General features: G+C 65.9%; 13 protein-coding genes. 7 read left to right on the top strand and 6 right to left on the bottom strand.

Annotated features, from left to right (window positions below):
- The 3 genes from A3ES_RS55850 to A3ES_RS50600 form a co-directional block, all read left to right on the top strand.
- On the top strand, positions 1–273 hold a 273-nt coding region (locus A3ES_RS55850; protein WP_020391487.1), incomplete at its 5' end, for a transposase family protein.
- Positions 274–305: 32 nt separating this feature from the next.
- A complete protein-coding gene (locus A3ES_RS0144490; RefSeq protein ID WP_020393314.1) occupies positions 306–593 on the top strand; it encodes a transposase in 288 nt (95 codons plus the stop codon).
- On the top strand, positions 590–1198 hold the full coding sequence (locus A3ES_RS50600) for an IS3 family transposase (protein WP_020393313.1): 609 nt from the start codon (positions 590–592) through the stop codon (positions 1196–1198). The genes A3ES_RS0144490 and A3ES_RS50600 overlap by 4 nt, the downstream gene beginning before the upstream one ends.
- 104 nt (positions 1199–1302) lie before the next feature.
- Here A3ES_RS50600 and A3ES_RS50595 read toward each other — a convergent pair whose 3' ends face one another.
- From A3ES_RS50595 to A3ES_RS0144470, 3 genes are all read right to left on the bottom strand, one after another.
- Complete coding sequence (locus tag A3ES_RS50595; protein WP_051084963.1) at positions 1303–2148, bottom strand: tyrosine-type recombinase/integrase; 846 nt, start codon at positions 2146–2148, stop codon at positions 1303–1305.
- A gap of 650 nt (positions 2149–2798) precedes the next feature.
- Positions 2799–3776 (bottom strand): nucleotidyl transferase AbiEii/AbiGii toxin family protein, encoded by a 978-nt coding sequence (locus A3ES_RS0144475; RefSeq protein ID WP_020393312.1) that lies wholly within the window; start codon positions 3774–3776, stop codon positions 2799–2801.
- On the bottom strand, positions 3769–4425 hold the full coding sequence (locus A3ES_RS0144470; RefSeq protein WP_026163792.1) for a type IV toxin-antitoxin system AbiEi family antitoxin domain-containing protein: 657 nt from the start codon (positions 4423–4425) through the stop codon (positions 3769–3771). The genes A3ES_RS0144475 and A3ES_RS0144470 overlap by 8 nt, the downstream gene beginning before the upstream one ends.
- 529 nt (positions 4426–4954) lie before the next feature.
- On the opposite strand from A3ES_RS0144470, the gene A3ES_RS0144465 reads away from it, so the two are divergent.
- Entirely contained in the window at positions 4955–5578 is a 624-nt protein-coding gene (locus A3ES_RS0144465) for an antibiotic biosynthesis monooxygenase (RefSeq protein ID WP_020393310.1), read from the top strand.
- A gap of 854 nt (positions 5579–6432) precedes the next feature.
- Here A3ES_RS0144465 and A3ES_RS56875 read toward each other — a convergent pair.
- The gene (locus A3ES_RS56875; protein WP_272944669.1) at positions 6433–6555 is read right to left on the bottom strand and encodes a hypothetical protein; all 123 of its coding nucleotides are present in this window, start codon (positions 6553–6555) and stop codon (positions 6433–6435) included.
- Between the two features lie 105 nt (positions 6556–6660).
- On the opposite strand from A3ES_RS56875, the gene A3ES_RS55845 reads away from it, so the two are divergent.
- Together A3ES_RS55845 and A3ES_RS55840 are read left to right on the top strand one after the other, a co-directional pair.
- Positions 6661–7233, top strand: a complete 573-nt coding sequence (locus tag A3ES_RS55845; protein ID WP_020393307.1) for a hypothetical protein — start codon at positions 6661–6663, stop codon at positions 7231–7233.
- Between the two features lie 518 nt (positions 7234–7751).
- Entirely contained in the window at positions 7752–8123 is a 372-nt protein-coding gene (locus tag A3ES_RS55840; protein ID WP_237745220.1) for a COG4315 family predicted lipoprotein, read from the top strand.
- An 18-nt stretch (positions 8124–8141) separates the two neighbouring features.
- Here A3ES_RS55840 and A3ES_RS0144440 read toward each other — a convergent pair whose 3' ends face one another.
- Positions 8142–8750 (bottom strand): TetR/AcrR family transcriptional regulator, encoded by a 609-nt coding sequence (locus A3ES_RS0144440; RefSeq protein WP_020393305.1) that lies wholly within the window; start codon positions 8748–8750, stop codon positions 8142–8144.
- A gap of 51 nt (positions 8751–8801) precedes the next feature.
- Between A3ES_RS0144440 and A3ES_RS0144435 the strand changes: the two genes are divergently transcribed.
- Positions 8802–9482, top strand: coding sequence for a haloacid dehalogenase type II (locus A3ES_RS0144435; protein WP_020393304.1), 681 nt, complete (start codon positions 8802–8804; stop codon positions 9480–9482).
- 603 nt (positions 9483–10085) lie between these two features.
- Here the strand turns inward: A3ES_RS0144435 and A3ES_RS0144430 are convergent.
- Positions 10086–11288: an alpha/beta hydrolase gene (locus A3ES_RS0144430; protein ID WP_020393303.1), complete on the bottom strand. Its 1203-nt coding sequence runs from the start codon at positions 11286–11288 to the stop codon at positions 10086–10088.
- Positions 11289–13041: the final 1753 nt, after the last annotated feature.

Raw genomic sequence — 13041 nt, 5'->3', positions numbered from 1 at the left:
GCCGCCGCCCGCGGACTGCCCACCCTGACCGACAAGGGCTACGAAGGCGCCGGCATCGGCATCATCGTCCCGACCAAGGGACGCAACCTCGCCGACGACAACCAGGCCCGCAACGCGATGATCAACACGCTCCGCGCACCCGCCGAACGCGCCAACGCCCTGCTGAAACGCACCTGGAAAGCACTCGAACGAGTCACCCTCGACCCCTGGCGAATCGGCGCCATCACCGCCGCCGCCCTCGTTCTCCTGCACCTTCAACGACCAACCCGGTGAGAAAACCTCACTGGTGTGTAGGAGGATTAGGGATGGCGAGTCGGCGGAAGTTCACTCCGGAGTATAGGGCCGAGGCGGTTGCCTTGGTGGTTGATTCCGGTCGTTCTGTGGTGGAGGTTGCGAAGAGTCTTGGTATTCATGAGAACACGCTGAAGAACTGGGTTAATCGGGCGAAAGAGCAGGGTGGTGTGGAGGACGAGTCGTTGTCGTTGTCCGAACGGGCGGAGTTGGCGAAGCTTCGTAAGGACAATGCTCAGCTGCAGATGGATAATGCATTCCTGAAAAAAGCGGCGGCCTGGTTCGCGAGCGAGAACAAGTGAAGTTCGAGTTCATCGCGGACCAGGCTGGCCGGAAGGAATTCCCGATCGACTACATGTGCCGGATGCTGGATGTGACGCGGCAGGGCTACTACCAATGGAAAAAACGTGGCCCGTCCCAGCATGAGCGTGACGATTCAGCGTTGAAGTCGAAGATCGGGGCGCTGTTTGAGTTTCACAAGAAGCGGTACGGCGCGCGGCGTATCCACGCCGAGTTGCTCCGCGGAGGGGAGCACGTTGCCTACAAGCGGGTACATCGACTCATGCGTGAGATGGGCCTGGTCAGCGTGCATCCTCGACCGTGGAGGCGCACCACCATCGCGGCGGCGGTGCCCAGCGAGCTGCCGGACCTGGTCGGCCGCCAGTTCGTCCCGGAAGCTCCGGACATGCTGTGGTACGGCGATATTACGTACGTGCGGACATGGGCCGGCTGGGCGTACATCGCTTCGGTGATAGACGGCTATTCACGGAAGGTTGTCGGGTGGGCTATTGCGGATCATATGCGGACCGAGCTTGTCACCGCAGCACTCGGTATGGCGTTGGAGCAACGCAAACCCGCCGGCGGGGTAATCTTTCACGCGGATTATGCCGAGCCCTGCGTTGCGTAGGGAGCGGCGGACGTTGTTGGGGTCGCGGTAGCCGCCGGTGGTGTCGGTGAAGATGGGGTCGTCGAGGCGGATGCCGGTGGAGGCTCTGGTGCGGAGGGTTGCGATCAGCCAGTTGGGGAGGCCGACTTGGCGTTTGCTGGCGTCGGACTGGCGGGCTTGCGGATGAGGCCTTCGCCCTTGATGCGGGCGATGGTGTGGGTGATGGCGACGGTGGCGGTGTCGAGGTCGACTTGGGACCAGAGGACGGCGAGGGATTCGCCGATGCGGGCGCCGGTGCCGAGCATGAAGGTGACTAGGTCGGGGAGGTCGGCTCGGACGGCTGTTTCGTCGGCGTTCAGGTGTTTGCGGAGGAGTGTGACCTCGTCGGTGCGGATGGCGCGGGCGGGTTTCTTGGCGGGGTGTTCGATGCTTTCGACTTCGCGGACTGGGTTGGCGGAGATGGCGCCGTAGCGGACGGCGAGTTGCATCATGCCGGAGATGATGGCTCGGCAGGTTTTGGCTGTTGGGGGACCTGCGTTCTTCTTGATTCTGCAGATCACGGTGTCGATGCGAGGCGTGTTCGCCTCGCCGATGCGGAGTTCGCCGAGGGCGGGGCGTACATGGTTCTTGATGGCGCGCTGGTAGGTGTCCAGGGAGGTGGGGGACCGGGTGCCATCGGCGACCTGTTCCTTGAACTTCTCCACCCAGAGATCGAGGAGGTGGTTGATCTTGTGCATCGCCGTCAGGTCGCCGGACTGGCCGGTCCTGGCGCGATCCTTGAGCTTGATCAGCAGTTTGTTCTTGGCTGCGGTCGGGGTCTTGCCGAATGCTGATACCAGGCGGACCTGACCGTCATGATCTCGGAACTTCGCTTGCGCTCGGTGGCTGGTCGCGTTGCCGTCGTCGGCTGTCTTGATGACCTGGGTTCGGACGTCACCCCAGGTTCCGATGGGTAGAGGTGGTCTGGCCATCTCAAGCCTCCAACCTGTTCGATGGTTGGTTGCTCAACGGGTGGCCCGGTGGAAGATCCGGGGTTGCGCGAACGATGCGAAACGATGTGAGGTGACGCACAGTTACGATCGCATGAAGATCGCCGGTCGGAAGTCGGTGCTCGACGCAGGTCATGGAGGAGGAGGGCACGTCTGGGCAGCCAGAACGGGCTGGACACCAAAGGGGTGCGTAAAGGGTGCGTGGACAACACGAAGGCCCAGGAGCAGATTGCGATGTCTGCCTGGGCCTTGGTGTTGGTGCGCCGCCAGGGACTCGAACCCCGAACCCGCTGATTTACAGCGGAGACTGAGCAATGACCGCCGTTGGCTCGCGATGATGCCTGTGACCTGCAGGTTCCCCGGTTGGGCCTGCGCGCTGCATCGCATCGCTGCGCGGCGTTACCCGGTGATTGAGGTGCGTAAAAGGGTGACCGATCTTCATCACGTGATCAACTCTCTCCGAGTTGCAGACGGCCTTCGCAAGGACGGGGCCCTGTGTGCTCAGGGAGTCGTGGTCGCTTGGCCATCGATAGGCACTACGTGGTTATCGGGCCGTGCGACGCGCTTCCTTGACGGAAGCCGCGAGGTCCGGCTGGCCAGAGCGACGTCTTCTGATTTTTGCGAAACGCGCATCACTCGATCTCGGCGGCCGATCCGGAGCCGTTGCGGGCCGCCGCCCAGCTCAGGCGCTGTGGATCCCAGGTCGCGGTGTTCGAGTTCTTGCCGAGCGCCGGGTCGATGAAGGTAGCGACGAGTTCTGCGGCCGTCTCGGCGGTGAAGGATTCGGCTACTGGTACGCCTTTGGCGGTCTTGGGGTAGGTCCGCGGCCAGTCGGCGGGGATATCGAAGTGCCCGAACGGATCGATGTCGCTGAGGTTCCGTTTGGCTTCGATCGCGATCCGTAGCTCATGCAGATCCACTGTCTGGGTGTGCGCCAGCAGGACGAGGTCGACCAGATCCTTGACCCGGCTGCTGCGCTTGCCGCCTGGATAGTTGGTGCCCATGGTTGCGCAGACCTTGTCGGCGATCTGGTCCGCGACCGGGTAGAGCCGGTAGGGATGAGTGACCAGAGGCCGGCGCAGATGGAGCCGGTTGGCCGGCTCGACCACCTCGGGTCGCCCGACGGGCGGCGGCCCGACCACGACGTCGACCACCACCGTGTCGATCTGGGTGTCGTAGTCGACATCGATGCAGGCGAAGACGTAGCGCCGCGTCGCTACGCCGGGCTGGTTATCGCCGAGGCCGGTCGGCGTGGAACGGATGAGCCGGAACGTGAGATGGTCGCCGAGGTTGACGTCGACCAGCGCGGTCAGTGCTCTCTCAGCCTCGGTGAGATTGGTCGCCTGCTGCGCTGCCAGATCCACGTCCTTGGTTGTGCGGGAACGAGGCACCCGCGCGAGGATGCTCATCCCGCCCTTAAGCAGCCACTCGGACTGCTCGCCTTGGGCGAAGACCCGCGAGAGGAACCGGTCGAAGCGCGCCTGCCGGATCTTGGCGTCGACGCTGGCGGCACTGACTCCAGGACCTGCTTGCTGCGCGGCCTTCTTCGCGGCGTCCTTGATCGCCAACTCCAGTGATCGCCAGCTGGCGTAGCCCTCGTGCTCAGCCACGGTCCCATCCTTCCGGGCTTACGCCAGCCAACTCGAACAGGTCGTTCGCCATGGATCTGCCGTCGCCCCGGCGCCGCGCTGCGACGGGGTCGAGGTAGGACGCGAGCCGGTCGGGGGCGACCAGCTTGTCGGCGCGCACTGCGTCACGGACGGCGCCGGCGACCAGGGACAGGTCGGTCCCGAGCTCGACCAGATCCGCGATCGTTCGCTCGACGGTCAGGGTGGGGAGTCCATCGACGGGGATCACTTCATCACGGGTCAGTCGCCGGATGCGCAGACGCGCGCCGGGAAGCCGGGTGCCCTTGCGTGCAGGCACCATGAAATCGAAGCCGTCGAGGAAGTAGTCACCGACGTCGTGAACGATCGCCGCCGTGACTCCAGCCGCCACGATCGATGCGACACCCGCTCTGGTGCGGGGCGCGGTCGCTCCACCAAGGGCTAGCCAGGTTGCGTAGATCGCCTCGTGATCCTGTGGCGGCGCTCCGGCCATGCGGTAGACGCCCTGTGCCACACGCTCGATCGCACCAGTCGACGCCATCCGGGAGAGTTGCTTGCGGGAGACACCGGCGTCCTCGGCCTGGGCAGTGGTAACCAGGCCCCACCGGCGTTCCGCGATGGACCCGAGCCGCACCAGCGTTGAATCAGCCATTGCAACCATTGTACCCAGTTTCGGGAACAAATGTTGTCTCTCCGGCTTTCAAGCGGCGGCCAGCTGTGTATCGGCCCAGATCTTGACCATGTTCTACACATGACTCGCACCGCGGACAGGTTGTTCGGCGACGAGTACTGCCTGTCCGCCTTCGGCGCGGGTCGACATCATTCCACGTGGGTCACCACGGGCCCGGCTCTGGCGTTCAATGTCAGCAGGACGTCTGCTGACATTGCGTCGAGATCGGCATCGAAGCGGCTCGAGCGCGAAGAACGGCGAAGGCGGGCGAAGGTCTGCGGACGATCGAACCAGGCGACCTCTTGGCCGCTGACCCAGAGGTCAGGACATGGTCTCGTCGGTGTTCGCGATCCTGGGTCCTGAAGGGTGAGGAACCCCGGATAGGCGCAGTTCGCGTGTCACCTCTCGCTGTCCGTCCGGTTGGGGGTTGCCTGGGGACGGGGTTCGGGTCGAGGGTGAGAGGTAGCGGCGACGCCGCTGGGGTGTCGCCTTTCCTGAAGGGAGGGGGGCCGTGTACGCACGTTCCACCACCATCATGGCCCAGCCCGACCGCATCGACGACGGTATCGCGCTGGTCAACGACGAGCTGATGTCGATGATGACCGACATCGACGGCTGCATGGGCCTGTCCCTGCTGGTCGACCGATCGAGCGGCCGCTGCATCGCCGCCAGTTCGTGGGAGTCCGAGGAGGCCATGCGCGCGAGCGAAGAGCAGCTCAAGCCCGTCCGACAGCGCCTGATCGAGACCCTGGGCGGGGATGGCCACGAAGTCCAGGAGTGGGAGATCGCGATCCTGCACCGGGATCACGAGTCGCCTGCCGGGGCCTGCGCCCGGGTGACGTGGGCTCGCCCACCGGCGGGTCAGCTGGACGCCGCCGTAGATGCGTTCAAGACCAACGTGTTGCCGCTGCTGGAGAACCAAACCGGGTTCTGCAGCGCGAGCATGCTCATCAACCGCGAGGCCGGGATGCTGTGCGGCACGGTCAGCTTCGACAGTATGGCCACCGTCGAGGGCAACCGGGAGTTCTCGGCCGAGCAGCGGGCCAAGATGACCGAGCGGATGGGGACCGAGTTCGTGGACGTCATCGAGTGCGAGCTCGCGGTCCACCACCTGAGGGTGCCCGAGCTGGTCTGACCGACGCCCGTTCCACCCGTCACCACCCTGCCGTCATCCCGGTGGCTCGCCCGCCCTGCCGGGATGCGGAAGGGCGGGCGCGTGCATCTCGACGTCACTGGCCTCACGGCCATGTTCGTCAACTTCATCCTCGAGGAGAGCCTGGAGCTGGGCCACACCCAGCAGATTGGTCGGCACCAGCGCAGCCCTCGCCGGCTGGCGGACCGTACGCGGCAGCGCACCGGGGCCGCTGTTCACGAGCCTGCGCAACCGGAACATGGACCCTTGTGCCGATCTCGGGCGAAGCGGTGGCTCGCATGCTGAGGGCCCGCGCCTGAGCCGCCGGCATCAGGTTCACCGGCGCATCCAGCGTCAAGGTGGTCCCCTACCGCTACCGCGGAAACAAGATCCCGACCCGATGGACACCGAGACCAGCAGCCGCCACCACTGGCGGTTGACCAACGGACAAGACACGTGGAGCGCCCGGTGCGTGGCCAGCTGCGCGAACAACTCGAGCAGGCCACGAACGTCGGCCAGATCAGGCCCGCCTCATCCAGACAACCGCGGTGATGCCGGGTCCGTAGCTCCCGGTACGGCCAGCTCGGCGGCCGGGTGGTGCGGATCTGTCAAGAATCCGGCAGGTTTCTGCAGCTTCCTGCAATTTTGGTAATGCTGAGGGGTGTGCTGTCGATGTAGGCGATGCCAGCCCGCCTCGGTGACCCGCCTTGTCACCTGAGCCTGTCCCAGGCTGGTACTTGGGTGGGGAGTCGTATGTTCGTTTTGGATCGTTCGCAGGGTGCCCGTGTGCAGAAGTTCCCGCGGATCGTGGCTGCCGTCGTGTCGGTGGCGTTGGTGGCGACAGCGTTGGAGGCTCGTCAGCCGGGGGAGGCTGCGCCTGCGGCGGACCCGAGGCCGGCTGCCGCGACCGTGTCGTCGCGGCCGGATCTGATCTCGGCGTCGGTGACCGCCCGGTCGCAAGGCTCCCGCCGCGAAGTCATCAGCATGGCCTGCAATTGGGCAAGCGCAATGCCGCGACCGGCGGAGTCTTCGCGTCTGCGGCGGGCGGTGCTGGCCGGCAGGTGGAGTGACTCGCACCATGGAAATTGCCGGAGCCGACGCTCCACGAGACGACGGCGACCTATACCGAGGTCCAGCCTGGCGTTGACCTGACGCTGGATGCGCGCCGTTCGGGTTTCGAGGTTGACCTCATCGTGAAGCAGCGCCCGGCGACCGCGCCGGTATGGCGGATCCCGCTGCGCACCAAGGGTTTGACGGCGCGGCAGGCCGCCGATGGGAAGATCGAGTTCGTCGACGCCAAGAACACGGTGCGGTCGCGGATCCCGGTCGGCCAGATGTGGGATTCGGTCAAGAACGAACACACCGGCCAGCCGGTGAACACCGCGACGGTGAACGTCACGGTCGAGCAGGTGTCGCCGGGCACGGCGACACTGGTGATCGCGCCCGACGCGACATGGTTCTTGGATCCGGCGCGGGTGTTCCCGGTGACGGTGGACCCGGCGTATGCGAACACACCGGTGTATTCGAGTTTCGACACATTCGTCCAGTCCGGCTACACCTCGGACCTGTCGTCGACAGCGGACCTGCGGGCCGGCAAGAACGGCACCACGACGGAGCGGTCGTTCCTGAACTTCGCTGGGGCGGCGTTCGATGGATAGGAGGCGGGCGGGCCGCGAAGGTCCTCAGTCACTCTCGAAGCGATCGGGCCGCCCGGAATTCGAGCCCGCCTGCGCCATCGCTCCAGGCCGCCCCGCCCTCCGCATTCGGAGGGGGCGGACTCCTGCTGCCGGTGTTCACCCACCCAAGCCCTGTCCGCTCGTGGCGCTGCTGATCATGACTCAACTGTCGGCAACCCTGCTCTGGATCAGGGCAAACCGGCGCGACCTCAGCTGAGCAGAAGTGGCGGGGCCGGGGTGGGCTGGCTTACGGACCGATGACGGAACCGGTCCGGCCGGTCTTTGGGCGCTACTGTCAGATCCTGGAACGCCTGAGGCTGGAGATGATTGTGATGCGCACGGTTGTCGTACTCACTGCCTGCGGATTGCTGCTGGTTGGCTGTGGAAGTGACCCTGGGGCGGGCTCGCAGCCAGCCGCGTCGACGTCCACGGCGTCTGTGTCTTCGGCACCTCCGGCTTCGCCGGGTGTCAGCTCGGCTTCGCCGCGGAAGCAGCCTACGGTGCCGACGCCTGCTGGGACTGGTGTGAAGACGGCTGCCAGCGATTTCGGTGTGATTCTGTTCGACATTGCGGGGCAGGCTATCTATCTGTTCGGCAAGGAGAAGTCGGCGACCTCGGCGTGCTACGGGGCCTGCGCCGAGGCCTGGCCGCCGGTGCTGACGAAGGGTGCACCGAAGGCACTCGGTGAGGTGAAGCAGTCCCTCCTTGGTACGACGAAGCGGACGGACGGCATGACCCAGGTCACGTACGGCGGACATCCGCTGTACTTCTACGCTCACGAGGGCAAGAACGAGGTGAAGTGCCACAACATCGAGGGCTTCGGTGGATTGTGGCTCGCAGTCACCTCGGCCGGTCAGGCGGCCCCCGTCTGACCGGCCTGTCGGGTTCGATCACAACGTCGACTTGCGCCTTCCTGACGGCGCGGCGAGTGCTTGTAGGCAGGTTCCGATGCCCGCCTTCAGATCCTCGGGTCGGGCTCCTGACCGCGAGCGGAGGTTGACGCCGTACGCGAGCAGGGTGAGCGTCTCGGCGGCTCCGGCCTGGTCGAGGCCGTGGCGGAGCTCGCCCTTGCCTTGGGCAACTTCCAGAGCCGCGGTGAATGCGGCGCGGAGACCGGCGTGGTGCTGGTCGAGGAGCAGTCGGGTGGAATCGGCCGGACGCTCGGTGTGGGCATTCGAGATCAGGCAACCCCACTGAGCATGACGACCTGAGCAGCGGAGCCGGATCAGGCGGTCGAAGAAGTCGGCGATGGCCGGCAGGCCGCGATCGTCGGAGGCGAGCCGGTCGAACATAGGCCGGGAGCGCCGATCGAGATACCGCTCGAGGGCTGCCGTGTAGAGCTCTTCCTTGCTGCCGAAGGCGTTGTAGAGGCTCGACCGGCTCAGCCGGGTCGCGGACACGATGTCCTGGATCCCGGTCGCGGTCACCCCCTGACGCCAGAACAGCAGCTCGACCGCAGCCAGCGTCTCGTCCGCGTCGAAGTGTTTGACATCCGGCACGTCATACCCCTTATCTTGGAACGACCAATCCAAGATAAGGGGTGTGGCGTGATGGTGACAAACCAGCGGCCCGAGGTGCTTGTGCTGGACGTCAACGAAACGCTGTCCGATATGGAACCGCTGCGCGCCCGGTTCGAGGCCGTGGGGCTGCCGGGGCATGCTCTGGACACGTGGTTCGCGGCCACGCTCCGGGACGGATTCGCGCTCACAGCGGCCGACTCGTACCCCGCCTTCCGCACGATCGGCAGCGACCTGCTCCACTCGATGCTTGCCTGCGCGGGGCTCGACGCGACCGATGCTGTGATCAGCAGCGTGTTGTCCGGATTCACCCAACTGCATGCACATCCGGACGTCGAGCCCGGGCTGACGCGGCTGCGGGAACTCGGGCTCCGCCTGGTCACCTTGACCAATGGCGCATCGGCGCTGTCGGAGCAGATGTTCGCCGAGGCTGGAGTCCTCCAACTGCTGGAGCATCGGCTGGACGTCGAGAAGGCCGGTCGCTGGAAGCCACACGCCACGGCCTACCGGTACGCCGCCGAGGTCTGCAAGACAGATGTGGATCGGATGGCGCTGGTGGCGGTGCACCCGTGGGACATCGACGGTGCTCGGCGGGCCGGGATGCTTGGCTACTACCTGGATCGCCGGCAGACGCCGTACCCGCAGGCTTTCCTGCCGCCCGACCTCGCCGCTCCCGACCTCGAATCGCTGGCCGAAACGCTCGCGTCGTCGTAGATGAGCGCTGGGCTGTGCTTCGTCTCTGCTTCGTGGGACGTCGGCAATTGGTGGCTAGCGACGCGAAACGGTGAGCGGATTGCTGGCTTGGTTGGCGGCTCGGATTGCTGGGCCGAGCCGCCGCTCCCAGGGCTGACGAAACGTCAGGTGACGGCTACTTTGACCGCGTTCGAGGCACGAAAGCAGTTCTGGGACGTGTACAACCATCGGCCCGGCTTCCCTCTGATCCAACCTCTGGTGATTCCCTCTGGCCGCTGACCAGGCCTAGCCGGGGCGTGATGTCATTGAGGTCGTTCGGCGGAGAACTGATTACAGGAGAGCTGCCGCGCCTTCGGCGTCGAGACTGCGGCTCTGCCGTGTTAGGTGGAGTAGCGCTCGTCGCCGAGCACGTCTCGGGCCTCGCCGCGGGCGCTGTCGAGTTCGGCTGCTTTCACCTCGTGGTGTGCGAGGTGGTGGGGCCACGGGATGCTGAGTCGGCTACCGCTGGCCTGTGCGATGGCGATAGCCCCAGACCGAGAAGTCCTCGGTACGCGCGCCCAGTTCGAACAACTGGAGGCATGACACGGCAAGGCGGAGAGGCCAGCGACGCTGACTGCGCGACCGTCAGCGACCGAGCACAGCGACCAACCCGTCGGCGATTGTTCGTCGCCAACTAATGGGGTCGTGACCGCCGCGATATTCGGCGTAGCTCACGTCGTACCCCTGATCCAGAAGCGTGTCGCGCATCTTCCGATTGACCGAGAGCTGTGTCGCCGCAAAGCCGGGACCAGATACAGACATCGTCTCCCGGTCACCGACGTCAAGATAGAGACGCAGAGGCTTGCGCGGCTCCGCCGCGTACTGGCGAATCAGCAATTCAGGCTGTCCCTGGTCGGGAGCGGGCCACCAGAAACATCCCGATTGCGAGAGGACTGCGCCGAAGCAATCAGGAGCCCGGAGGCCGATGAACGCGGCTGTCAGCCCGCCGAGAGACGCGCCGCTGATGACACACTGGGAGGGGTCCTCGCTGACCCGCCACCGGCGACGTGCCCACGGCAGCAGTTCGCGGGTCGCGAAGTCGAGGATCGGCTGGGTCGGAGTGAGCTCGTCGGATCGCCGGTCATCCCGGCCATGGACGAACAAGGCGACCACTGGTGGGATCTTCCCAGCGGCAATCAGGTTGTCCAGCGTCGTCGGGATCCGGAGAAGGGTCTTTCCGATGTAGCCGTCAAAGATCACGAGCAACGGCAACCCGTCTGTGCGAACACCCGGCGGCTGGTACACCGAAACGCAACGAGTGTCCCTCAGGGCCGTGCTCGGCAGGAACTCTTCGGTCACCGAGCCGTGCGGCACGCCCATCCGCGGGACAGACCATAGTTCGTCCGGGGCAGCAGGCAACTCGAGCAATGAAGCCCAGCAGTCCCAGTCGGTTTCGTCGTGAGGATCGTGCTGCAAGTGAACGATCTCTGCGTTGTGAGCATCGACGTGGGTCAGGCCGCGACCGGTGTCCTCGACGGGCAGGGCATCGGCCCCGTCGTGACAGAAATAGTAGAGAGTGCGGAGATCCAGGGGCAACCGCACTGAGCCGAACCAAAGATCGGAATCAACGAAGCGGTGCAGCGGAAGGTTCACGCCCCAAGTAACACTCGTCGACTCGGCTGTGCCGCGCCAGACGAAAGTGACCAGCGCACTGTTCTCGTCAGGCTCCTCTATCAACGGCGCACCGCTCGCCGCCACCTCACGCCAGAACTTGTCGAGCGCCACCGCCCCGAGGCCCTGGTACTCATCGAACAGCCGACCGATTCGAGGACTGATACTGGTCAGCACGGATTCTCCCTATCCTGGTCGGCAAAGCATCGAGTGTGGTGTCGCGTTGCACAGTCTTCTTCGGACAGGCTTCGGTCACACACCGGGGAATGGAGCAGCATCACTACCGTGCCGCTTCCGGCGACATCACAAGAAAGTGTCACCACTGCTCGTCCCTTTCAGCAGCCGTCGGCGTCAGCTGAGCGCGATCCTCACCCGTAGCAGTACACAAGGTCGGCGTTCCATCCTGTTCCGCCGAAGCAGGGACACGGCTCCCCGCGTCGACTACACCGTCCACAACGCAGACACCCTGCTCAGAGCCGAGACACTTCGAATGAGCTTAAGGGAACATATGCCCTATGTCGCTTAGGGTGGATATGGTGAGCGGAGGCTGGGGGCTCCTTTGGGGTCGGTGTGCTGGCGCTGCTGGGGGGCGTGGCCGTGGTGTCGGGTGAGGTGTTCGCGGATCAGTTCGGCCCAGCGGGTCTGGTTGATCCAGCCGTTGCGGCGGGCGGCGATGAGCTTCAGCAGGGCGTCGGTGCGGACCTTGTTGGTCAGCTTCGCGGCGCGGTCGCCGATGGTCTCGTCGAGCTGGTGGAAGAACTCCTCCAGTGCCCCGGTGGTGTTGGGTCCGGCCGCCGCACGGGTGGCGATCTGGGCCCGGACGAGGTCGTCGAGGCCGGCGAGCCGGATGAGGATCGGGCCGTAGTTGCCGGTCGCGTGCTGGCGGGCGCGGAGCTCGTGGTCGAGTCGTTGCCAGCCGGCCAGGCTGGACTGGGCCCGGGCGATCAGGGTGTGGATCGGGTCGGTGTGGTCGCGGCGGACCTGGTCGGGCAGGGCGTCGGTGAGGTTGCGGGCNAGGTGCCATTCACAGCGCCGCACCTCGATCGGCGCGAGCTCGGCCGGGTCGGCATCGGGGAAGTCGGGATCGGGTGGACCGGTGCGCTCGGGTGTCTGGGTCCACACGTCGGTGACACCGACAAGCTCGGCGCCGGCGTCGGTGACGACCCAGCTGGGACGGCCCGCCACGCTGGGCAGGAACGCCCGCCAGGCGGCCTGGGTNGCGCTGGGGACCGCCTCGATCGCGGCCACGAAGGAGCGGCCGCTGGGGTCGTAGCCCATCGCGGCCAGNACCGAGAACGCCGCCTCACCGCGCGCCTTGCCCGGGGCGCCGTGCCGGAACTCGGCCGAATCCAGCACCAGCCGCGACGGCCACTCCGCCGGTGCGTACNCCGCCCAGATCAGCGGCGCGAACACCTCGACCCAGTCCGACACCAGCCCGGCATGAGAGTTCGCAGGCGGCCGACGGCGGCCCTTCGCGTTCCGGCGCGGCACGGTGTCCAGCTCCCGGCCCGCAGCCGTCCGAACGGCGGCCGCGGTGGCCCGATACGTGGCGCCGCCGGCCACCAACGCCAACGCATGCGCGACATCCCGCGCGGCGAACCCGTACAGCCTCGGCGCCGGCTGCCCCTCCCACGGCTCCAGCTGCGTCGCGCAGTCAGCACACACATGCTCCGCCGCCGACGCCACGATCCGCGGCAGCACCTCAGCGAACCGATGCGGCTCGCCCTCGTCCGGCCGGCACAGCCACCGCTGCCGCCGCTGACCAGCCCGGCCATACCANCCCGCACGCACCACCGAACCACGATGACCCAGCGGACACTCCGGGATTTCCATACCCCGAATCATATCCACCCTAAGCGACATAGGACATATGCTCGATTGTTGGGCAAGCGGATGGAGGTTAGGTGAGGTCGAGGTCACCGAAGGCTTC

Origin of the sequence: Kribbella catacumbae DSM 19601 (assembly GCF_000372465.1) — a bacterium.
Classification (GTDB): domain Bacteria; phylum Actinomycetota; class Actinomycetes; order Propionibacteriales; family Kribbellaceae; genus Kribbella; species Kribbella catacumbae.
This window is presented reverse-complemented; position numbering and strand designations above follow the sequence as displayed.

What these genes read in the sequence shown, in the direction of transcription:
- A3ES_RS0144490 (WP_020393314.1), top strand. Translation starts at nt 306, where the DNA reads ATGGCGAGTCGGCGGAAGTTCACTCCGGAGTATAGGGCCGAGGCGGTT.
- A3ES_RS50595 (WP_051084963.1), bottom strand. Translation starts at nt 2,148, where the DNA reads ATGGCCAGACCACCTCTACCCATCGGAACCTGGGGTGACGTCCGAACC.
- A3ES_RS0144470 (WP_026163792.1), bottom strand. Translation starts at nt 4,425, where the DNA reads ATGGCTGATTCAACGCTGGTGCGGCTCGGGTCCATCGCGGAACGCCGG.
- A3ES_RS56875 (WP_272944669.1), bottom strand. Translation starts at nt 6,555, where the DNA reads ATGACTTCGCGGCGGGAGCCTTGCGACCGGGCGGTCACCGACGCCGAG.
- A3ES_RS0144435 (WP_020393304.1), top strand. Translation starts at nt 8,802, where the DNA reads ATGGTGACAAACCAGCGGCCCGAGGTGCTTGTGCTGGACGTCAACGAA.